This is a genomic window from Flavobacterium sp. ALJ2, from assembly GCF_015594725.1.
GTDB lineage: Bacteria > Bacteroidota > Bacteroidia > Flavobacteriales > Flavobacteriaceae > Flavobacterium.
Map to the genome: position 1 here is coordinate 105,430 of NZ_JADNRC010000006.1, position 23,545 is coordinate 128,974.

The 23,545-nt window shown below is 30.2% G+C and carries 14 protein-coding genes; 5 read left to right on the forward strand and 9 right to left on the reverse strand.

What is annotated here, in order from left to right; translation table 11 throughout:
* Positions 1 to 292 precede the first annotated feature (292 nt).
* Positions 293 to 706, forward strand: coding sequence for a hypothetical protein (locus IUY40_RS08610; RefSeq protein WP_195736461.1), 414 nt, complete (start codon positions 293 to 295; stop codon positions 704 to 706).
* Between the two features lie 386 nt (positions 707 to 1,092).
* Here the strand turns inward: IUY40_RS08610 and IUY40_RS08615 are convergent, their stop codons facing one another.
* A complete protein-coding gene (locus tag IUY40_RS08615) occupies positions 1,093 to 2,370 on the reverse strand; it encodes a RagB/SusD family nutrient uptake outer membrane protein (RefSeq protein ID WP_195736462.1) in 1,278 nt (425 codons plus the stop codon).
* Between the two features lie 15 nt (positions 2,371 to 2,385).
* Positions 2,386 to 5,448, reverse strand: a complete 3,063-nt coding sequence (locus tag IUY40_RS08620; RefSeq protein ID WP_195736463.1) for a SusC/RagA family TonB-linked outer membrane protein — start codon at positions 5,446 to 5,448, stop codon at positions 2,386 to 2,388.
* A gap of 850 nt (positions 5,449 to 6,298) precedes the next feature.
* On the opposite strand from IUY40_RS08620, the gene IUY40_RS08630 reads away from it, so the two are divergent.
* Positions 6,299 to 7,321: an NAD(P)-dependent alcohol dehydrogenase gene (locus IUY40_RS08630; protein WP_195736464.1), complete on the forward strand. Its 1,023-nt coding sequence runs from the start codon at positions 6,299 to 6,301 to the stop codon at positions 7,319 to 7,321.
* Positions 7,322 to 7,509: 188 nt separating this feature from the next.
* On the opposite strand, the gene IUY40_RS08635 is transcribed toward IUY40_RS08630, so the two are convergent.
* The 7 genes from IUY40_RS08635 to IUY40_RS08665 all read right to left on the reverse strand — a co-directional run bounded on the left by IUY40_RS08635 (position 7,510) and on the right by IUY40_RS08665 (position 18,789).
* Entirely contained in the window at positions 7,510 to 8,160 is a 651-nt protein-coding gene (locus tag IUY40_RS08635; RefSeq protein ID WP_195736465.1) for a VOC family protein, read from the reverse strand.
* 149 nt (positions 8,161 to 8,309) lie between these two features.
* A complete protein-coding gene (locus IUY40_RS08640; RefSeq protein ID WP_195736466.1) occupies positions 8,310 to 9,068 on the reverse strand; it encodes a LytTR family DNA-binding domain-containing protein in 759 nt (252 codons plus the stop codon).
* A gap of 58 nt (positions 9,069 to 9,126) precedes the next feature.
* Complete coding sequence (locus IUY40_RS08645; protein ID WP_195736467.1) at positions 9,127 to 10,446, reverse strand: RagB/SusD family nutrient uptake outer membrane protein; 1,320 nt, start codon at positions 10,444 to 10,446, stop codon at positions 9,127 to 9,129.
* A 10-nt stretch (positions 10,447 to 10,456) separates the two neighbouring features.
* Positions 10,457 to 13,795: a SusC/RagA family TonB-linked outer membrane protein gene (locus IUY40_RS08650; RefSeq protein ID WP_195736468.1), complete on the reverse strand. Its 3,339-nt coding sequence runs from the start codon at positions 13,793 to 13,795 to the stop codon at positions 10,457 to 10,459.
* A 25-nt stretch (positions 13,796 to 13,820) separates the two neighbouring features.
* On the reverse strand, positions 13,821 to 16,415 hold the full coding sequence (locus IUY40_RS08655) for a zinc-dependent metalloprotease (protein ID WP_195736469.1): 2,595 nt from the start codon (positions 16,413 to 16,415) through the stop codon (positions 13,821 to 13,823).
* Between the two features lie 105 nt (positions 16,416 to 16,520).
* The gene (locus tag IUY40_RS08660) at positions 16,521 to 18,083 is read right to left on the reverse strand and encodes a histidine kinase (protein ID WP_195736470.1); all 1,563 of its coding nucleotides are present in this window, start codon (positions 18,081 to 18,083) and stop codon (positions 16,521 to 16,523) included.
* Positions 18,084 to 18,231: 148 nt separating this feature from the next.
* The gene (locus tag IUY40_RS08665) at positions 18,232 to 18,789 is read right to left on the reverse strand and encodes a GNAT family N-acetyltransferase (protein ID WP_195736471.1); all 558 of its coding nucleotides are present in this window, start codon (positions 18,787 to 18,789) and stop codon (positions 18,232 to 18,234) included.
* Positions 18,790 to 19,498: 709 nt separating this feature from the next.
* Here IUY40_RS08665 and IUY40_RS08670 point away from each other — a divergent pair.
* The 3 genes from IUY40_RS08670 (at position 19,499) to IUY40_RS08680 (ending at position 23,514) form a co-directional block, all read left to right on the forward strand.
* On the forward strand, positions 19,499 to 21,250 hold the full coding sequence (locus IUY40_RS08670) for a HAMP domain-containing sensor histidine kinase (protein WP_195736472.1): 1,752 nt from the start codon (positions 19,499 to 19,501) through the stop codon (positions 21,248 to 21,250).
* A gap of 72 nt (positions 21,251 to 21,322) precedes the next feature.
* Positions 21,323 to 21,973: a response regulator transcription factor gene (locus IUY40_RS08675; RefSeq protein WP_195736473.1), complete on the forward strand. Its 651-nt coding sequence runs from the start codon at positions 21,323 to 21,325 to the stop codon at positions 21,971 to 21,973.
* A gap of 356 nt (positions 21,974 to 22,329) precedes the next feature.
* A complete protein-coding gene (locus IUY40_RS08680) occupies positions 22,330 to 23,514 on the forward strand; it encodes a PAS domain-containing sensor histidine kinase (RefSeq protein WP_229335469.1) in 1,185 nt (394 codons plus the stop codon).
* The last annotated feature ends 31 nt before the right edge of the window (positions 23,515 to 23,545 follow it).

The window sequence follows — 23,545 nt, forward strand, 5'->3', positions numbered from 1 at the left end:
GTTAATAAACACTATATGGACATGGATATTTATAATACCGGTTTTTTATAAATAGTAGTTTTAAAAAATGCGAAAGGATTATTGATCTTAAATCAACAAAAAATAGATATTACCGATAATATGATTCAATTATCTGCTAAGTATTAAAATTGATCGGATAGAACTCTTGAATAAAAACCTAATAGTATTCATATAATCTGTTCGTTTATTTATTACGTTTTGCATAAATTAAATATTTCGAATTTTAATTCTTCATTATGCCTAATTCAGAGATTATAAACCATTTAAAGATATGTTAGAAAATAAAGAGACAGAGGAATTAATTAGAGCGTTTACTAACAAGACAATTGTAGAACTTGATTTTATTATTAGAAATAGCCATTCACATTCAGATGTAAAAGTTAATGTAGCAAAACATTTAATCGAAAAGAAGAGAGACGAGTTGAGAACGAAAAATATAAAAATTTCAAAAAAAATAAATGAATTGATTTGTCAACAAAGTTGTTTTGATTTTCATGTATTATCTTTTGATGGTTACAAACTAATAATTGGAGGTAGTATGGATTTATCATATTACCATAAATTAGAAATAATATTTGAAGATATTTTCTTTGTTTCTGGATTTTTTAGAGGCTGGCATTCTAACACAGAAAAAACGGTATTTCTAATTCCAGATAATGAAATTGAACTGAATCAAAAATATTAAGTAGAGGAGGACTATCAATTATTTATATTCAAAACAGAGGAGTATAATAATGATATTGTAATTGTTGCAAAAATGGTTTCATATAACACAGATACGGTATATTACTATAACAAAACAGACTTAAAACCAAACGAACGTATTGCTGATTTTTTGAAGACGAAAAAGCCCCAATAATATAGGGTTCTAAAGTCTGATCTTGCTAATTTTGATGTGTATTGTCATGAATATCCTATTTATGACTATGCAGCTACTTCAGATGAGCTAAAATCCTGGAGATATTTTGAAGATTAGATTATTAATGTTGTAAAAACAAAAGGAGAAAATTCACTATAAATTTTTACAAATAAAACTGAGATATCGATTGATATCTCAGTTTTTAGATGGCCTTAGATTGCAGGATCAGCTGGAGTATTTGAGTTGTTGTTTCTTTCAGAATCAGGATAAGGATACCAATTACGGTTTCTTTCAGCTCCAATAGTTCCAGCAGCAGGGCGTTCAAATCTTCTACTGTCTTCCAATTTTAAACCAGACATATACATTTCGATGCAACGGTTTCTGTAAATTTCGGTCAAAACACTAGCTTTGGTTATCGCTCCAGTATACGGAGCAAGATTTGCCCCAATTCCGTAAACATCAGCAGCAGCTGTTTTAGTCAAAACTTTATTCAATTCGATAATGGCCTGTGGTAAATTTTCTTTTCGAGCATATGATTCCGCTAAAATAAGCATCATTTCACCAGGTAAATAAACAGGTATCGATTTGGTATTAGAATCAAAAAAACCAATTGCTGTTGTAGGATTTGAACCAGGTTTGATATAAAAATTCAATCTTCCATCAGAATTTGTAGGCGCTAATGCTGCCGGTAATCCTAGAGTTAAATCTACAGGCTGAAACACATTGTTAGTCGTTATAGAAATATAAGCAATTGGGTTTGGACTAATTTGATCGAATGCAAATACCGATTTAGAAGTAAGGTTAACCAAATTAGCATATTTAATAGCATTATCGTAGTCACCAGCCATTAAATAGGTTCTTGCAAAAAGGGCATAAACTGTATTTTTATAATTTATACCACTTACTAATTCTGTGAAGCCAGTTGCTTTATCAAGTAAAGGCTCTGTTGTTTTTAAGATTTCAATAGTTTCGTTTAACACCTCGAGTCTGGAATTAAAGACTGCATTTTTCCCAGTTGTCAAGGGCACACTTTGGAAATACTGCACGAGAGTTGTAAGTGCCATTGCTTTAAAAATAGAAGCATGAACCAAAACACTTGCTCTTTCATTTTCAGAAGATAAAACAGCTACATGATCAATTACTTTTTGAGATTCTGATTTGATTATAAGACACTGTGACCATAGATTATTTACAACTAAATTTCTAGTAGAAAGTACTTCTCCTCCAACAGATAGTTCACCTTCATCAACATTTCCTGCATTTAACAATCGTAGTTCTTTTGTTGTAAACCCGCTACCTGTAATCGTATTGTAAACAGGACTTGTTCTATCGACTGTCCAAAGTAGTTGCAATCCATTTGCAGCACCAATGACACCTCCTCTGGTTTTAAAAACTAATTCTTGGGATGGTTTGGTTGGGTCTAAATAATCTTCATTACAACTTGTTACTAGTAGCGCAAGTGTTATTATTGGGATGAATATTTTTTTCATGATGTTTTTTTTAAATTAAAATTGAAATTTCACTGCCAACGAATAGGAACTAGGAATTGGCACTGTTCCAAAATTGTATTTCGCTACTGAAGATTGTCCGCCAGAATTTGTTTCTGGATCGAAACTGGTAAAATTATCCCATGAAATTAGGTTTCGACCACTTGCAGTGATAGTTAAGTCATCAAAGAATTCATTTATTTTTCCGAATGAATAATTTAAAGATACTTCTCTTAGTTTTAGATAACTTCCATCAACAACTCTAAATTCTTCTATATTATAAATCGACCAAATATAACCGCGTGGTAATTCTCCGTTAAGTTCTTGGGCAACAATTGTTCCTGATCCAACTCCTTGTCTGGTTCTGTAATCGGCATCAAAAACATCTACTCCTTGAACGCCATCAAATAATATAGATAAGCCAAATTTTTTGTAATTCAAATTAGCTCCAAATGAAATGATGTAATCGGGATTTGGATTTCCAATTTGTTTGTTTAAAATAGCTCCTGTTGGTTGTCCCGAAGCATCTCTTTGTGCAGTTCCAGTATTTACATCACCTTTTTCGGTTTGAGGATATCCATTTGGAGTTAATAATAAACTTCCATCAGAATTTCTTGCAAAATAAGTACCATAAAAAATACCTATTGGTTTATCCATTTCAACAAAAACAGGAGCGCCAGCTAAATTACTGTCTAATTTGAAACGTGTTTGCGGCAATCCAGTTACTTTGTTTCTGTTGCTGCTGTAGTTGACAAATGCATCAAGATGTAAATTTTCTTTTTTGATGATGTCATATTTAAGATTCACCTCAAACCCTCTGTTATTCATTTGTCCAATATTCTTAATAGTATTTGTAGCCCCTTCTGAAGCTGCTAATTGAACTGGCAATAATAAGTCATCAATGTCGGCATTGTAGTAGCTAAATGATAGGCTTAAACGATCTTTTATAAAACCAAAATCACCTCCAATTTCATAAGTAACACTTTGTTCTGGTTTTAAATCTAAATTTCCTTGTTTGAATCCTTCAATAGTAAAAGTACTATTGCCTAAAAGCGTTCCAGTAGAATAATTGGTAAAACGAGCATACGGTTTAATAGCAGTTAAACTTCCCGATTTTCCCCATGAACCTCTAATTCTAACCGAGCTTACTATATCATGAATGCTTTCCATGAATTTTTCGTCAGAGAGGACATAACTAAAACTTGCCTTTGGATAAAACTGTGATCTATTATCACTTGAAAAAATAGTTGAAGCATCCTGTCTTCCAGCTATAGTTACATATAACTTATCTTTATAACCAAAGGTTTCCTGAAGATAATAACCCCATAAATTGTATTTTGACTGGCTAGAACTTGGCGATCCAGGAATTAAGGTATTAAATGCATTTATGGTTTCTATAAATGGTTTTAAATTTCGCCCTTCAACAGCCACAAAATTATCGCGATAGGTTTGGATGTTATACCCTCCATAAGTAGTTGCTTTCCAATTTTGGTTGATATTCCAAACATATTTTAAATTCAAATCATTATTAAATTGTACCACTCTGTTTGTTGCTTCAGAAACATACCCATCATTGTAATAGGCTGGATTAACGATATAAGGATATCTCGGAATATATACGTTTCCTCTTTGGTTGTAATTGTCAATACCAAAAATTAAATCGGCATTGAAATTTTTAAAAGGCACGTAATTTAATTGTATATCCGAAATAATACGATCTGTATTTTGTTTGATTTTAAACGTTTCTATAATCGAGAGCGGGTTAATTCTGTTGGGATCAACTGCCAGCAAGTTGCCATTAGCATCTCTTTGGCTAATGGCATATATATTATTGGTAATATTTATTGAATTAATCGGACTCCAGAAAACGTTTCCATCTGGCTTTTCATTTGAACTAGAGCTAATATAATTTAATCCAACAGTAGCAGATAGTTTTGAGTTGAAATCATGTTTCAATCTTACTTTTGCACCTGTTCTTTTAAAATCGGTGTTTTTTATGATTCCTTCGTTTACCAAATGTCCAAGTGAAGCAAAATATTTTGTTTTTTCATCTCCGCCTTGCATAGAAAAGTAGGTATCAGTTCCAATTCCAGTAGTGAAAATATCATCTTGATAATCATATCGCTGTACGCCAAAAGTTCTTGTTTCAAGGTTTCTTCCTAATACATTTACAGTTGTTGGACTTGCTGGATTTCCTTGAATCGGAAATAAAGCTGGAGAAGTACTTACGAATTGCTTGTCGGACATATTCAGATTTAATTTTTTTCGGATCTGGTTTGAAGTTACACTGGTTGAGAATGTATATCTGGTTTCGCCAGCAACACCTTTTTTGGTTGTTATTAAAACAACTCCATTAGCTGCTCTTGATCCATAGATTGCTGCAGCAGCTCCTCCGTTTAATACTTCAATACTTTGTATATCGTTTGGATTGATATCAGATGATCTATTTTGACCAATCTGCATATTAGAGTTTCCAGTTGTTACATTTAAGTTTGTTACATTGGTAGTTGCATTGTTTAAAACGACTCCATCAATAACATATAACGGATCTGATGAACCTAATATAGACGAAGTTCCTCTAAGTTTAATACTGAAGCCTCCTGCAGGATCTCCAGAGTTTTGAGAAACTTGTGCGCCCGCAATTTTACCTTGTAAAGCCGTCGATAGGCCACCTGGCTGAGCTTTTACTAAGTCTTCACCTTTTAAGCTCGTAACTGCGTTACCAAGCTCTTTACGAGTGGCACGAACTGTAGATCCTAATACAACAACTTCTGAGAGTGCATTGAGTTCTTCTGTCATTTTAAGATTAATGACGTCTGTGGTTGATGAAATTTTAATTTTTTTAGTTGAAAATCCGATAAAACTAAAGAGAAGCGTCTCATTTTCATTTACTAGAATGCTAAATTTTCCATCCAAATCGGTTACGGTACTCTTAGCAGTTCCTTCAACTAGGACAGATACCCCAGGCAGAGAAAGACCGTCAGATTGGCTAGTAATTATACCGGTTATGGTTTTTGATTGGGCAAAAAGGGGTTGCGCAAACAAAATAATTCCAAATAAAATAAGTAATTGTTTTCTCATTTTAAAATATTTGATTAGTTATAAAAAGGAAATGTACGATTTTTTTAAATAAAATTTATTCTTGTAGTATTTTATTTTAAAACCAATAATAATGCGATATTATTCTTTAATTATACTAATATATTAAAGCTATTTCTTATAAAAGTAAGTTTCCTGCTTTTTTGGATATAAACAGAGATAATCACGTATTGTGTTTGATTTATAAGCGAAATCTCAAAAAAAACTCATTTATTATAGTAGTAGGTAATTAAGCAAGAACACCTAATTTGGCATTGATTCTTGCTATGAAATGAAATACTTTTTGGAACATATAGGGGATTAATTAATAGCTAACTAAGGTATCATTTCTTTTACAATTGTTATAAATACATCAGTATAATGATGATCTCCGTCGAGATAAATAATTTTAGTAGCTCCATTTGAAATTTCTTTACTTGGTGAATCATCTTCATCTTTTTCAAAAAAACAAAATAGGATGAATAGGGCTCATTTTATTAATTTCATCAGGAACAGAAAATCCTGACGCATTGTTTATATCTAAAAGCTCAGACACGTGAACTTCAAAAAAAGTTTCTTTAGATGGTGATAGTAAAACTAATCCTGTAAAGTTTTTTTTTATTTTTTCTGGAATTCGATTATATACAAATGGAAGAATCTCTGCTTGAAAGCATATTAAAAAGGAAGATAATAATTAATACTTGTTCAGTTATCGTATAATTTTTATTCTTAAAAATTACAATACTTTACCCCATTTTTTAACGTATCAAAAGCTTTAATTTAAGATATATTAACTTTTTTGTTTAATTAGGTTTGATTAAATTTATAGTATTAAAATTATAAAATTATTCTTATGAAAGCAGTACGATATTATGGACACAAAGATGTTAGGATTATAAATGACTTAGAAAAACCATCGCCAACAGGAGATGAAGTATTATTAAAGATTGGTGGGGCAGGAGTATGCCATTCAGATTTACACATAATTGATGAAGGAACAATTTCTGATACAATATTTACACTTGGGCATGAAAATGCTGGATGGATTGAGGAGATAGGGCAAGATGTAAAAGGTTTTAAAAAAGGAGATGCAGTTTTGGTATATGGCCCTTGGGGATGTGGGCATTGTAAACCATGTCAACATTCAAAGGAAAACTATTGTGATCATCAATCTGAACAAGCTTTTGGTGGAGGATTAGGATTAAATGGTGGTATGGCTGATTATATGCTTGTACCTTCTTCACGTTTATTAGTGCCAATTCATGATTTAGACCCTGTTATAGCAGCTCCTCTCACTGATGCAGCATTAACACCCTATTCAGCGATAAAACGTTCATTGCATAAACTTATGCCTGATGAATATGTTGTGGTTATAGGGGTTGGAGGTTTGGGACATGTTGCCTTACAGATTTTATCAGAAATTAGTGGAGCAACAATCATTGCCTGCGATATAACTCCAGAACGACTAGAATTTGCTAAAGAATTAGGTGCTACTTATGCTGTTAATTCAACAGATACAGATGCTGCGGAGCAAATTCAAAAAATTACTGGAATAAAAAAAGCAAAAGTTGTACTCGATTTTGTTGGAGCTACTTCAACAGTTGAATTAGGTACAAAAGTAATTGGCTTAGATGGTGACTTAACTATTGTAGGTTTAGGGGGAGCAAAATATGAATACAACAAAGGTTTACCTTTTGGCGTAAGCATTACTAATCCTTATTGGGGCTCTAGAACTGAATTGATGGAGGTAATAGGACTGGCTTTACAAAAGAAAATCCATATTGAAATTGAAAAATACAGCTTAGACCAGGCTCTTGAAGTTTATGACAAATTAAGACAGGGAAAAATAAAAGGAAGAGCTGTATTAATTCCTTAATTTAATAAGTATATAAGACTAAATCATGAAGCCCAGTTCTAAATTGGGCTTTTTGTATTTATGGTTGTTTTTTTAAACATAAACAACACGATTTGTAAAAAATAAATTTTATTAGTAAATCAACATTTAAGTTTTGCTTATTCTTGTAATATTTTAGAAGTGTTAATCAGTATACGACTAAAGGAAAGCTAAAAAACTAATTTGGTAATTTTATTGTTGTTTTCTAATAAAATTATTGTTTTATTACTCTCAGATGGAGTTTGTGTTGGATACCAATTGCGATTAGGTTTAACTATTATTAATAATCCTTCATCATTTCCAATGGCCGCAAAAAATTCACTGTTGGCATTTTTGCTAAAGAAATTTAACTGATGTTGGTTTATTAAGTTTTGCCCTAATTCTAGTGGTTTTTCATGTACGATACCAATTTCACTAATGTTAAGTATTGATTTTGTATCAAATGGTTCGAATTGTGAATTATTGAGATCATGTCTCGCTATGAATTCTAATAAATTACCATTGTTGTCATAAAAGTAAACAGCATTAGCATTCCAACTTTCAAATCTAGTGATTACACTTTCGTTCTCAATATGAATTAAATCAACTCTATTTTTACACCATTTTATAGCTTCATCGAGTTTGTTTTCAGGAATGTTAAAGGCAAGATGATAAATAGAATCAAAATTTCTGTTTTCGATAAACTTTAAAATTGAGCTTCCTATCTGAAAGGAAACAGAGGTAGAATCATGGTCTAAAATTTTAAAACCTAGATTTTGGGTATAAAATGCTATGGTTTTTGAGATACTATTGGTTTCAATTTGGATATATTCAAGCTTCATAGTTGTATTTTTTAGATAAAATTGTACGGTTTAGATTCTTACCGTTTACACAAATTTATAAAAATACTATTGTACTATTAAATGGATACAATTGTATACTTCTATAAGAGAATCATAATTTATTATACCATTCATTAAAACGAACTCAGTTAAGAGTCAAGCCAGTTTTTAAAATTATTAATTTCTTTTTTACTCAAAATAATAGGATCTGCATCGGGAACAGAAATGTTTAATAGCAGCTCAATTTTTTGACTAGAATGCTTAACAATCTCCTGAATATGATTTCGGTTTAAAATATATTTTCGGTTTACTTTAAAGAAAAGGGCAGGGTCTAGTTTATTAATAAGCTCTTTAAGATTGCTATTGTAAAAGTAGCTATTACCATTATTCGTGTAAATAAAAAGATGTTTCCCTGTAGCATAAAAATAAGCAATGGTTTGATCATTTATAGAAATAAGCTTATCTCTGTGATTTACTAAAAAATGATGTTGAACATTCGTTTGATTTTCAAGTGCAACAAGTGATTCAACTATTGGATTAGGATTGAATGCTTCTTTTATATTTTTATATTTTGATAAAGCTTCTAATAATTCTTCTTCCTCATAGGGTTTAAGAAGGTAATCGATAGTAAAATGTTTGAAGACTTTTACAGCATAAGAATCATAAGCAGTAATAAAAATCACAGGGCATGAAATAGCAGTCTTTTCAAATATATCAAGACTTTTCCCGTCCCCAAGATGGATATCCATGAAGGCAAGATCAACAGTGTTTTCTTTGAAAAAAGCAACAGCATCTTTCACTGATTTTATCAAAGTTATTTCACTAATGGCAATTATACTTTGCTGTTCAAGAATTGATTTTAGATAACTTGAAGCAAGATGTTCATCTTCAATAATTACTATTTTCATTTATTCTTTTTTCGCAAAGGTAAAAAAAAAGCTCCGTTAAAAAACGGAGCTAGTTAATTTACAATTCTGGATTGTTTAATCGTGCATCTAATGGGAAAGGCAACGTATATCTCGGATCATTTTGAATCAGGGTATAAGTCTTGTTACTCAATGTATGTTCGATTTGTTTTTGAGTAGTTCTTCTTAAATCAAACCAACGGTGTCCTTCTGTAGCAAACTCACGTTGTCTTTCCTGATATACAAAATCAAGAAGTTCTATTTGATTCATAGCACTAATCTTTGTGCTCAATTGAGCGAAACCTGTGGTATTATAGCGGTTTTTTACGAAATTTAATATAGTTGTTCTTGCGGTTGCAAGATCATTTAATTGTACTGAAGCTTCTGCTTTTGTTAAATATAATTCGGCTGTTCTAAAGGTGTTTTTTTGATTTAGCTCTCCACCTTTCAAAAATATAAATTCGCTACCACTTGTTTTAAAATACAATTTAAAACGCAAGTCATTTGTCTTGTCATATACATCTATTAAGGTAGGAGCTGCATATGCGGATCTTCTTAATTTATTTTCAAATGTATTTTCAAGAGCCATTATTGATTCTTTTGTATCGTAATTGTTTGGTAAAATTGGAGTAGTATTTAAATCAACTAATGAGTTATTAATAGTCAATCCCATATTTGCTGCTTGTAAAGCTTTATCCCATTGTTTTTGATACAAGTAAATACGAGACTCCATTGTATATAATGCTGCTTTAGAAAAACGATAGTTTAATCCTGTAGCTTGAGTATCTTTATTTAGTAATTTTTTAGCAGCTTCTTTATCCGAAATAATTTGCTCGTAAATAACAGCTATACTTTCTGGTTTATAGACTTGTTCTAAATCTATCTCTAATGCCAAAGGAACACCTCTCTCAGAATTTGCAGTCGTTACATCATATTGCTTCGCAAATAGGTTAACTAAGTCAAAATATGCAAAAGCTCTTAGCGCATATGCTTCTCCAACTAATTGATCTTTTTCTGCCGAAGCTTCAAGTTTATTACTTGCTTCATTGATAATTACATTAGCATAAAAAATACAATTGTATAGTGCCGCATACGGAAATTTTGTTGCGATAAGATCTGGATTTGCATCATTCCACATATAGTTATCCTTATAAAATACGTAATCATTACTATTTTCTTCAAGAAGTACTTCGTCTGCTCTTAAGGCAGTTAGTGATTTATGCATAGGAAAAACAGCATAACCTCTAGTAAGAACAGCTCTAAACTCAGGAAGTGTTTCAGGGATTACTTTTCCTACTGGTTTCACGTCAAGGTAGTCATCACAGCTTGAAGCTACTATAGCAGCTACAAAAAGGAATAGGTATTTTGATATATTTTTCATCTTAAATTAATTAAAAAGTTATATTACATCCTAATGTTAATGATTTAGGAATAGGCTGAGCGTAGATATTTCCATAAGTTTCGGGATCAAAATATCCTTTGTAATCAGAGCTAATTACAAATAAGTTTCTTCCTTCAATACTGAATCTGAGACTATCAAAAAACATTTTTTCTACTGCTTTTTTAGGCAAAGTATATCCAAAACGTAAACTACTTAATCTCATATAACTCATTTCATGTACCCAAGTGTCTAAGTATTTATTAGTATTTATTGAGTTTCCTCCAGCATACCATTTGTAAGCCATCCAAGAGTCTCCAGCGCCAGAATCATTGCCTACAATTCCTGGTAAGTTTGATCCTGTGTTATTAGGTGACCAAGCATTTAGAATATCAGTAGTAAAGTTTTGTCCACGATCTACCATTGCACCATTGTACGGAGGTGTTTCAACAACTGTTTGTTTAATATTAAAAGTGGTAGCAACTGTAATATCAAAATCATGAATTTTGAAAGTATTAGTAAAACCACCCGTAAACTTAGGATCTAAATCTCCAGCATAAGTAAATAAATCTCTTATTCCTTTAGTATCAAGTTTAGACTGTGTGAATTCTCCAGGTATAACTTCAGCTAAAGCATCGTATAATTGAAAGAAAGTTTGGGTATTAACAGTTTCACCATTTTTATTTACAAACAACGGGTATCCATTTTCATCAACTCCATTTGTTTTTAAAGCAAATACCGATCTTACAGGGTATCCTTCTAGTGATGGAGTAAGTTCATTTTCTCTTATTTGCACACGATCAACATGACTCTTATTGTGTGAGAAATTAATATTAGTAGTCCATTTAAAATTTGGATGATCAATATTTTTCGTAGCCAATGCAATTTCAAATCCTTTATTAGATACTTGTGCCCAATTTAAGGTAGTGAACTCAAATCCGTTTTCTACTGGAAGTGATTGAATACCAATTAAATCACTACTTTTTCTTCCATATACATCAGTAACAATACTAATACGGTTGTTAAATAACCCTAGATCCATACCTAGGTTGGTGTTTTCTGTTTTCTCCCATCTTAACTTATCATTTGGAGGTGTTGTTATCGTAATACCCGGTTCAGTTTGTCCTGGTAAAAGAGTTATATTGCCATATTCTCCTACAACAAATGGCGATGTTCCTTTGTCTATATTTCCTTGCAGTCCATAAGAAGCGCGTAATCTTAAGTTAGACACTATTTCATTGCCTTTTAAGAAATCTTCTTCAGATACTAACCAAGAACCAGAAGCTGCCCAAAGTGGTAAGTATTTGTATTTTGGATCTACACCAAATAAATCAGAACCATCATAACGAATACTACCAAAAAAGGTATATTTTCTGTCGTAAGTATAAGATGCTGTTGCAAAAAATGATGCAAATGCATTTTCATTCTTAGATTTTTTATAGGCTCTATAAGTAGATTGATTTGCAAGATCCTCGTTAGGAAAAATTACTTGGATTGAAGTTAACGTTTTTGGATCGTATCCAAATGCTTTGGTTGCAATACTAGTATTGTAATTTCTTCTCAATTCACTTCCTGCCATAACTTCCAACTCATGTTTTTGATTGATTACAGTTGAATAATTCAACATCGTTTTCCAGTTGTATTGGAAAAAATCGGTATTGTTATTTTGAATTATTCCGCCTTCTGGAAGAAAATAACTAGGTTTTCCATTATTAAATCTACGAGATTTTTCTCTTTCTTTTCTTGTAAAATAAGTGTCTTTACCAGCAAATTTTTCACTAGATGTGTTGTCAAATTGTAAACCAATTTGGGTACTTGCTTTTAGGCCTTTTGTAATTCTGTAATCGATATCAAGAATAGCTTTAATGGCTCTGTTTTTTAATTCGTAAGAGGAGTTCTCTCTTTCTTCAATAAAATTAAAAGGGATGTAACGGTCAGAATAGCCACTAATATCTTTATCGTAGTTATAGCTTCCATCAGCATTATATGGTGTTAAATACGGGTTTACGGCTCTTGAATAATTCGCTGGATTTGTAAATCCATCGGTATCTGTAATGTATGATTTTGTTTTGCTTTCAGAACCAAATAATCCAATACCAATATTTAATTTGTCAGTAACTTCAAAATTATTTTTTAAAGTAACGTTATATCTATCGTAACCAGTTCCTATTGTAGCACCTTCTTCATTATACGCTCCTAAAGAGAAATAATAGTCAGATTTTTCGCCACCACCAGAAAAACTCAAACCATATTGCTTATTTATAGCTGTTTGATATAATAAATTCCCCCAGTTTGTATTATTATTTCTTAATGCATTGATAGAATTCTGTGTGTCTGATGACAATGCCGAAAAGCCTCCCGTTCTATACGCCCCTAATTCATTAGACTGATTTAAGATACGAGAAACTTCTCCGCCACCGTCTCTATATGTTAAGTCAGATCGACTTGCTAATCCTAATTCTAGATCTACTTTTTGAGAAGCATTTAAAAGATTTAATTTTGAAAAATCAGGTTTTTGAGTGACAAAAGTATTAGCAGTAAAGTTTACTTTCATGCTTCCTTTTTTTCCTTTTTTGGTAGTAACAACAATTACTCCATTTGCAGCTCTAGCTCCATAAATTGCAGTAGCAGCGGCGTCTTTTAAGATGGTAATATCTTTAATATCGTCAGGGTTTAAACCTGCAATAGAAAAATTGTTTAATTCATCGATATTGTCTTTGTCAAAGTTCTTAGGAACATCATTGCTCTCTAATGGTAAACCATCTAATACCCATAATGGATCTTGTGAGCCTGAAAGTGATGCAGTACCACGAACTCTAATTTTTGCAATAGCACCTGGAGCTCCCGTTGCTTGAGTAACGGCAACACCTGCAGCTTGACCAATTAACAATTGATCTAAACTCGCAACACCGGCTTGTTGAATGTCAGCCATATTAACTTTGGCTACAGCCGAAGTCAATTTTCTCTTTTCAATTTTTTGGTAACCTGTTACAACAACTTCTTTAAGTTCGCTAAGGTCTGCTTTTAAAGAAATATTATAGCTGTTTTGAGATGTAATGTTGATAGTGTACGATTGGTAACCCATGTAAGTTACACGTATACTAGTAGTACTCTTGTTTATTTTCAATTCAAAATTACCATCAAAATCAGTAACAGTTCCAATACTTGCACTTTCGATAACACCTTTTTGATTTGTACTATTAGATACTGAGCTATTCTCAACATAAACAGTTGCACCTGGTATAGGCAATTTGTCTTGGTAATCAATTACTTTTCCTGTAATCGTTCGAGTTTCTTGAGCATAGCCAACAACTGTCAGGAATAAACTCAAGATGTAAATTAATTTTTTCATTTTTGGTTTAATTAGGGTAAAAGGATTATAATGTGGTATTTAAAGCTCTTTCTATTCGTTGAATCAAATCAAAATAATGGTTTTGTGTTTCTTGATTTCCAATATTTTTCTTAGTTCTTAATAATTGTAATACTTGTTTTAATTCACCTTTTTTATCAGATGTAACTTCTGAAACTCTTTTAAGAGAGGATTGATTGATATTACGTGCCATTCTTGATTCCTCTAGTTGATTACATAAATGAGGAATATTTAGATTATCGTGTATTTCAATAATTTTTTTGCCATCTGTTTTTTCAAAAAGTTTGTTTGTAGAAACGATAAGTACATCGATGTAATTTTTTTGTGTCATACGCTCCATAATTGTTAATGACTTATTTTGAATTGTAGAAGCAAAAATATTTTGACGCATTGTTTTAAATAATTGTGTTACTGTAAACACATTTTCTTTAGTTCCATTACGTTGGTATAATTCATTTTCGGTCATTCGTAGTAAACGATCATCACTAAGCATACTATATAAAGTACTGTATTGTAATTCTCTCGCTAGGGTATAAGGCGTATATTCATAAGGCCCAACTGGAGAATCTTTTAATGCATTCGTTTTATCTAGTATCGGGTTAAAAAACAACCATTCTGGAATAGTAATACTATTTTTTAATAAATAAGCTAAAGCCCTTTTCTGGATTGCGGCAGGAACAGCTACATAACTTGCTTTGTTATCACCATGAACTGTTGTGTTAAGATATATACCTCCAAGGTTGCTTAATACGTGTCTGTTATAAAGTTGCCATTGACCAATAGTACCAATGTAAAGTTTACCAGTCTCATAATACGATTCGTCTTTATCATAAGTCCATTCAAGGATATTATTTACAACACGTTTTAAGTTTTTAAGACCATATTCACTTGCTTTCATGGCGTCATTTCCTAAATCTTCAGATTGAGAACGTGGGTCAATTATTTCACCTTGTTGCTCTCCATAAAAATAAATTGGATCATCTTGATGTTTTGAAATTAAGTTCTTTAAAGCCGTATGCTCTTCTTTTTCGTCACCATACCATCTGTATCCCCATTCGATTGCATATTTGTCATATTCGCCAATTTTTGGAGTAATAGCTTCTACATGATCTTCTGGTTGTGCGATATAATTGTAACGAGCATAATCCATAATTGATGGAGCAGTTCCACCCATTTTTGCTGTAAAATCTTTAGAACGCAATGATTCAACATCATAAGCAAATGAAGAACCCATATTGTGTTTTAAACCAAAAGTATGTCCTACTTCATGAGAAGAAACAAATCTGATAGCTTCACCCATATGTTCGTCGCTAAATTTATTTCCTCTTGCTTTAGGATCAATTACACCAGTTTGAATACGCATCCAACTGTGTAAAGATGTCATAACGTTATGCCACCATATAATATCTGATTCGATTATTTCACCACTTCTAGGGTCGACAACTGCAGGTCCCATAGCATTCGATTTTGGAGAAGCTACATAAGTAATTACAGAGTAACGTACATCATCAATGTCAAAGTCAGTATCTTCTTCAGTAGGCTCTTTTGTAATAACAGCATTTTTAAATCCAGCTTTTTCAAAAGCTACTTGCCAGTCACGAACTCCTTCTATAATATAAGAACGCCATTGTTTAGGTGTAGATGGATCAATATAATAAACGATAGGTTTTTTTGGTTCAACCAATTCTCCTCTACGATATTTTTCGATATCTTCTTTTTTAGGTTCTAATCTCCAACGAGTGATTAATTCTTTTTCGCGCATGGCATGTTGCTCATCGCTAAAATACCAATGCTTTTCAGTAAAATAACCAACACGTCTATCTGAGAAACGTGGTTGCATAGGAACCTTGTCTAATAAAATTATATTGCTTGTAACTCCAAGTGTAACGGATAGGGCAGGGCCACCTTCACTCACAGATGTTGTAAGCTGAGATTTAACTACAATATTTTTAGGAAAAGATTTTGCAAATTCTATATAAGATAGCTCTGATTTTACAGAACCCCCAAAACCAATGTTGCTTAAAACATCATTGAAGCTTTTTTGTTTTCCGTCAAAAACTTTATTCGCCTTTATTACAACCGAAGTTGAATCATTATTTTTTGTCTCTATGTCAAAAACCTCTATAATAGATTCAGAAAAATTATTGTTAACAGATGTTGTTATTGCATCTTCTTTTGGAGAAGAAACACTAGGAATCGATGATTTTACCCATACTTTTTTGGCAACTAAATCTTTATGAAAAGTGATAATTTTATTCTCATAATTCATCCCTTTGTTTAGTCCAGCCTCATTAACTTGCATTGGGACATTCGAAATTTTATTTACCACAAGAAATTCTCTTTGAAAAAGAGAATCATTTATTTCAAGATAAAGATCTGTTTTAACTTGTATTATATTAAATAATCCTTTTTTAAGAGTACCATCTTTTATAAGATCATTATATTTTTTTCCTTTTTTGTTGCTTGTAGAATCCTTAACTTGTTCTGTTTTATCTTTTTTGCTTTTTTTATCTTTTTTCTGCGCAATAATTGTACTACTACTAATCAATAATAGGAGTATTAATGTGTTTTTTAAATTTCTCAATAATGCCTTTTCCCTCATTTGAAGTTAAGTTTAGGTTAATTTTTCGCCTAAAATATTGTATCTGTTACGTTAAAAAAAACAAAAAAGGAGTGAGTGGCTTTTTTTTGGGAGTGAATGCTTTTTTTATTCAATTAAGGGTAAAATACAGACAAAAAATTCATCAGTTTTAAAAGCTTCAAAATCAGCTTTTGAATAGTAGTTATAAATACTCTTTAAGTACTTATGACCAAATTTAGATTCTATTCCTAAGTTTTGCTTTTCGTTTAGGTTATTGGTAATAACTACCTTGTTTTCTTGAATTATAATTGTAATTTTTAACGGATTCTCATCAGATGCTATATTGTGTTTTATAGCATTTTCTATGACAATTTGAAAGGCTAAATAAGGAACTTTCTTAGATAAAACACTATTATCTTCGATTGTAATCGCAAAATCAAATTCCTCTTTAAATCTGGTTTGTTGCAAAAAAATGTATTTTTCAATAAAAAGGAGCTCCTCTTTAAGAGTAACAATGTTTTGCTCAGGAGGATTGATTAAATAGCGATAAATTTTAGAAAGATTTAAAGTAAACTTGCGAGCTACACCAGTGTTACTTTCAATTAACATATAAAGAGAATTCAAAGAATTGAATAAAAAATGAGGATTTATTTGTTCTTTTAATTGATGCAATTGAATCAGTGCTTTTTCTTTATTTACCTTTTCGTTTTCTAATAACAATCTGTTCTTTTCTAATGAAAGAGCTTCCTTTTCCTGAAAGTTTTTGCGTGTAAAAAGCGTAAAGAGATAAAAGAATATAATTAAAATTGCTGTTGTTACTAGGTAAATTAATGATGCATACTTTTTGATGTCATCTACATCTTCATTTGAAATGTTTTCTGGAAAATTGACAGAAACATACCAATTAGTACCTTCTACTTTTAACCGTTTTGTGTACCTAACAATGTCTAATTTTAAATATTCCGAAAGAGCTATTCTTTTGGTAAAATCTTTCTTGGGAGCAAATATAGTATCTGATGGAATAATATCTGTTACCTTAAAGATATTTTGATTTATAAGTATAATTTCGGGATGGTAAAGTATAGTTCCATCTTGATCAAATACAAAAGCATAATTTTCTGCCCATTGATCTACAGTTGAAAAATAGAATCGTAATGATTTCAAATCGATATCATAACCATAGCGTACTACTGTACCGTTTACTGTATGAGACTTAAAATAAATGCGCCAGAAGATACTTTTGCCATCTTTAACAATGAAATTAAGTTTGTTTTTATTGCCATTTTTGGTAATTAAATCATTTATATCAGCTGTTAAATTAGAGGTGTTAGTAGGTGTTTTAAATTCAATTTTGCCATTATTTATCTGGAACCAATTGTTTTTAACAAGGTTTTGAGTTGCATGTATAGTGCTTAAAACTTTTAAATTATTAGATAGATTATGAGGAGTACTAATCTTAATAATTTGCTTAATTTCTTTTTCAATTTCAAGAAATCGAGAAAACTCCTGTGCTAGAACTTCTTGCTTTTTAATAGAGCTACGTAGTTCATTAGTAGAATTAGATTTCTCAGATATTTGCGTAATATAATTGCTTAATATGTAAATAGAAAACAAAGTAAGAACAACAAAAATAATTCCTAAAACAAAAAAATTACGCCTAGTAAGGCTATTTCTTAAAGTAAATTTCAATGGTATCTCTTAAAAATTAAGGAATATTAAAATTCCTTATTGTAATGTGGTATTATTATTATTATAATTATTTTGTGCAAAGATAGTTTTTTTATTTACCATCTCTTTTAAGTTTAATAAAATGTATCTATCAATGTATCAGTCAAACTTATGCTTTTATCTGAAGATGTTCTAATGTTTTTCCAACTAGTGTTTTATTTCCAACAGGGTTGAATCCTAATTTTAAATATAATTTTTTAGCATTTGGATTTCCATCTTCTACAAGCAAACCTAATGTTTTTTGTTTTTTGGTTACATATTCGTCTATCAAAAACTGTAGTAGTTTTGAACCTATACCTTTTCCTTGGCATTTAGGATTGACTCCTAATGTATCAATATAAAACTCTCCTTTTTGTGTTTCGTCTTCGGGATTAAAATTTTTATTAAAATGTGTTCTAACATATTGTGCTATGGGTTCTCTCAAGAGGTGCAATTTTGCCCCATCATATATATTTACTGCTGCAATAATTTCATTATCATCTTCTACAACAAAACAATTTTTATAAGAATATTGATTATTTTCTTTTTCTATAAAGTGTAGTAAAAAATCTCTAGCTTTAGTGTAGTTATGCTCTCCAATAAACTTATACACTATGTCTTCCATTGCCAATAGTAAATATGTTGCAATATCGTTCGAGTCTTTTATTGTTGCTTTTCTTATTATCATTACCAGTTCTTTTCGTTTTGACAAAATTACCTTAAACTACTATATATACCAAAATCAGGCTTGTATATTAAGTTTTATTTGGGATTTTTCATTTAAATTGCCTTGATTCGCAATCATGAAATAAAATTATCGGGCAACAATTATCAATTTAACCTTTGATGTACTTATTGTTATTCTGTTAAATAATTTCTATAAAGTGCTATATTTAAGATAACTTATGGTTTTTAAATAAAAATTTTTACAAAATTTGTAGGGATAGTTTTTTTTATTTTAAATTGCTGTCCTATTCTTGTTTTTATAGAATAAAAAACGGCTACTTGTAGAATAAGTTCTAGAGTATGATTACCTAATGTTCTACATAATGATACGTTTTTGCAATTTATTTTTGTATAAATTTATTTCTAATAAATAATAATTAAAATATGTAAACTGTATGAACCTTTTTATTTTTTTATTTTTTTAAAAGACCTTCCCCAAATCTCTTTTAAATAGTTGTTCTGATTTTAGTTTAGTATTAATTTTTGCACAAAAATAAGGCTCTCAATTCTGCTTGTTTTATTTTTAATTGTAGGTCATAATTTAATATTTTAAAAAAGGAATATCTATTTCAAATTGTAGTACATAGTACTACATCAAATACCTATATTAGAAACAGTTATTATGAGTTGTAATTTTTTAAACTCATTTTTTATCTTAAAATATATATATTTTGATTGAAAAGAATTTGGTAAGCGATAGATTTAGTTTTACAAAACTAAAATTTGAACATAGAAAAGTAATCCATTATACTTTACTTACATTTGTAATTCTTTTGCAAATTATAGCAGTCATAATTTGGTATAATGAAACAACGAATGAGACTAAAATGTCGAAATTTTTTGATTCGATAACCAGTTTAGGCAACTTGAAGCAACTGACCAACGAGATTAATGATTCGTTTATTAATTCTCAAAAACACTACAACCATTATATAAATAATAAAGACGAAGCTTCGCTAAAAAAATATTCGGCCTCATTAATTAAGACAGGTGAATTAGTTGATAAATTGAATAATGCTACCGAAAATAACACAGAGTTAAAAAAAGTTTTAATAGAGAAAAATAAATCAGAGTTGGGTATTTTAACCCTTAAATCGATGATTGACTCTATTATTAATTTGCAAACAGAACCTAATGATAAGGAAATTTTAAATTTATTAGATTTTAAAAAATTTGAATACAAAAATATCCTAGATAACATAAAAACTGATTCTTATATAAAAATTGACAGCGTATCCAAAAAAGGTCTTTTTTCTAGATTAGGTGATGCACTTGCAGGAAAAACAGAAGTGCAAAAAGAACAGTTAAAAATCATTGTGACTATGAAGTATAATGATAAACTTGTATCAGGCAGTATTGAAGATCAAATAAAAAATGTTTTTTTGACTACTAATAAATACTATGAAAAACAGTTTAATAATTTAAAACAGTCATTTTCTAAATTAAGAGATCAGGATTTAAAATTAACGGAACTTAATAATAAATTATTAAATCTTAGCGCTACACTATTACCAAATTATAGTCAACCTATTAATACACTTCAGGCTGATTCTCAAAAAAAATTAGAGAATCAATATAAATCAAATATAACAGTTAGAAATTATACTTTATTGGTACTAATAATAGTAATGTTAATTATATCTGTTATTCTATTTAGTTTTACCAGAATGGCTTTCGAATACGAAAAAAGACTGACTATAGCTCAGAATCAAATTCGTCAAAGTTTGAGTTTTAAAAATAGAATTATGGGAATGATTAGTCATGAGATCCGGTCGCCTTTGAGTATAATTTCTATGTATAGTAAAAAAATAAGTTCTTCTATACAAGATATTGAAATTAAAGATACTTTTAAATCCATCCAATTTACCACTAATTCATTATTGCTATTATCTAATCAAATCTTAGAATATTCTAAAGAGGAAAATCATGAACTTGAATTAAAGAACAAGAATTTTTATTTAAAGAATGAAATAGATCAGATTATCAATTCACTGGACTCATTGGTAGAAAGCAAAGGAAATAAAATAGAAGTAAATTCTAATTTAAATTCAGATGATGAAATTTACTCAGATGCAACAAAAATTCATCAACTGTTTTATAATATAGTCGGGAATGCAAATAAATTTACAGAAAACGGACTCATATCTATTAATCTTGATCTTGAGAAAAACTCAGATTATGAGTATAATTTAAAAATTGAAATTCAGGATAGAGGAATTGGTATTCCCGAAAATGATTTGAAGAACATATTTGAGTTATATTATCAAGGAGCTATTTCTAATAAAATGAATGACTTAGGAGTTGGTTTAGGACTAAACCTATGTAAAGAAATAGTTGAATTATTTGATGGTGAAATTAATATTGAAAGTGAAGAAGGAAAAGGCACAAAAGTTGTATTTAATTTAATATTGAGTCCAGTTTAATGAGTGAAAAAATGAAATCTGTTTATATTGAAACAGCAATAAATAGGTTTGTAATAATTTAATTTATAGACAATGAATGCATCAAATAGCTATAGTTTTTTAATTGCCGACGACCATGTTGTAGTACGTCAGGGAGTTAACTTGATTCTTAAAGAGCTGTTCTCGAATGCAATGGTTCACAAGGCAGCAACTTTTAGCGATACGTTTAAAATTTTAAAAGAAGTTAAAATCGATTTATTGATTTTAGATGTGAATTTTCCAGATGGTAATAGTATAAATATATTAGCTGAAATTAAGGCAATTCAGCCCGATGTAAAAATATTGATATTTTCTGGATTAGAAGAAAGTATCTATGCTATGAGATATCTAAATGCTGGTGCATCAGGTTATTTAACCAAAGAAAGTTCAGAAGATGAAATGAAATTAGCAATAAACTCAATGCTTTCATCTGGAAAATACATTACTCAGAACATAAAAGACAAAATACTAGATTCTTATATTTCTAAAAAACCAACTAATCCATTAGAAGTATTATCAAACAGAGAGATGGAAGTAGCTCATTTGTTTGTTAAAGGCTATGGGAATTTAGAAATACTGGAATTGTTAAAGATAAAGAAAACTACTGTTAGTACTTATAAAAACAGAATTTTTGAAAAACTAGAAGTAGATAATTTGGCCGAACTAATTAAGATTTTTCATTTATATCATGATGAGACTGTGTAGTTTCACTTACTATTATTTTATTGGCATAAATATAAAAAAGCGAGGTTTATTATTTCCTCGCTTTTTTTGTATGAAATAAAGCTATGAGCCTATTTAGATTTTGTAGAACAAATTCTACATTAAGTAGTTTTATGTACTATAAAGTAATGATTTCATTGGTAGTATATTTGTCATGTATAGTAAGAGATAATTATATTTTAATATTCCTTATTATGTTTTTTGATTCTTTTAGAATCAAATGAAAGTGATTTTGTGAAAATTTATCTTGATCTACAGTCAATTTAAATTTAGTGATAACTAGTTTAGAAATACAAGATATGGTATTCGATTTTTATAACAAGAATAGTTCTAAAGCTATGAATAATTTTCGCTCCAAATCTCGAGAAGACAGGAATCCTGTTTTTTCTGGAAAACTTATTAATGCATCAGAGTTAAAAGCTCAAGAGTTAAAACTAAAAGTTTTAGAAGAGCGCTTTCAATTTGCTCTTGAAGCTTCAAATACGGGAGTATGGGATTGGAATATTAAAACAAGTACTGTTTTTTATTCTTCACAGTCCTTTAAAATTCTAGAAATAAATTCTACAGATATTTTTGATAATCCCGAGCGTTGGGATGAAATTGTACATCCAGATGATTTAGAAGAGTATTATGCTGCTATTAATGAGCATTTTGAAGATAAAACACCCTTTTATGAAAACTTTCATAGAGTATTAACTTCTAGTGGAAAATACAAATGGATTCTAGACAGAGGTGAAGTAATAGAACGTGATAGTAATGGTGCGCCAATAAGAGTTATAGGAACACATACTGATATTACAGCTCAAAAAGAAAAAGAGCTTGAATTAGTTAAAACAATGAAACTATACAGTGAAAAAAATAGTCAATTATTGAATTTTTCGCATATAGTAGCTCATAATTTGAATTCGCATGCGGGAAATCTAAAATTACTTCTAGATATGATCGATGCAGAAAACAAAAACACAGAGAATAGTGAAGCTTTTAGTTATCTACGAACTGTATCTGATGATTTAAATAAAACAATTACCGATTTATCTCAAATAGTTAATATTCAGAATAACACAAACATTATTGTTAAACCTTTAAACCTAAATAATTATTTAAAGAAAGTATTAAATGTTGTTAGTGCATATAACTATAGAAACTTTGGTACAATTATAAATAACATTCCGAAAGACGCAACGATAAATTTTAATCCTGCTTATTTGGAAAGTGTTTTGTTGAATTTTTGTACAAATGCTATTAAATACGCTCATCCCGAAAGAAATTTAATAATTGAGTTTAATTTCTTTATCGAAAATGGTAAAAAAGTTTTCACAATAACCGATAATGGTTTAGGTATAGATTTAAAAAAATATGAACATTTGTTATTTGGAATGTATAAAACATTTCATAAGCATGAAGACTCACATGGTATAGGTTTATATATTACAAAAAATCAAATAGAATCAATGAATGGAGCTGTAAGCGTTGAAAGTGCAGTTGGAGTGGGAAGTACGTTTACAGTGACATTCAATGATTAAAAATGATAGAATACTTATTAAATACATAATT

Excerpts from the sequence above, each read along its gene's own strand:
- IUY40_RS08610 (WP_195736461.1), top strand. The coding sequence starts at position 293 with ATGTTAGAAAATAAAGAGACAGAGGAATTAATTAGAGCGTTTACTAAC.
- IUY40_RS08615 (WP_195736462.1), bottom strand. The coding sequence starts at position 2,370 with ATGAAAAAAATATTCATCCCAATAATAACACTTGCGCTACTAGTAACA.
- IUY40_RS08620 (WP_195736463.1), bottom strand. The coding sequence starts at position 5,448 with ATGAGAAAACAATTACTTATTTTATTTGGAATTATTTTGTTTGCGCAA.
- IUY40_RS08630 (WP_195736464.1), top strand. The coding sequence starts at position 6,299 with ATGAAAGCAGTACGATATTATGGACACAAAGATGTTAGGATTATAAAT.
- IUY40_RS08635 (WP_195736465.1), bottom strand. The coding sequence starts at position 8,160 with ATGAAGCTTGAATATATCCAAATTGAAACCAATAGTATCTCAAAAACC.
- IUY40_RS08640 (WP_195736466.1), bottom strand. The coding sequence starts at position 9,068 with ATGAAAATAGTAATTATTGAAGATGAACATCTTGCTTCAAGTTATCTA.
- IUY40_RS08645 (WP_195736467.1), bottom strand. The coding sequence starts at position 10,446 with ATGAAAAATATATCAAAATACCTATTCCTTTTTGTAGCTGCTATAGTA.
- IUY40_RS08650 (WP_195736468.1), bottom strand. The coding sequence starts at position 13,795 with ATGAAAAAATTAATTTACATCTTGAGTTTATTCCTGACAGTTGTTGGC.
- IUY40_RS08655 (WP_195736469.1), bottom strand. The coding sequence starts at position 16,415 with ATGAGGGAAAAGGCATTATTGAGAAATTTAAAAAACACATTAATACTC.
- IUY40_RS08665 (WP_195736471.1), bottom strand. The coding sequence starts at position 18,789 with ATGATAATAAGAAAAGCAACAATAAAAGACTCGAACGATATTGCAACA.
- IUY40_RS08675 (WP_195736473.1), top strand. The coding sequence starts at position 21,323 with ATGAATGCATCAAATAGCTATAGTTTTTTAATTGCCGACGACCATGTT.
- IUY40_RS08680 (WP_229335469.1), top strand. The coding sequence starts at position 22,330 with ATGAATAATTTTCGCTCCAAATCTCGAGAAGACAGGAATCCTGTTTTT.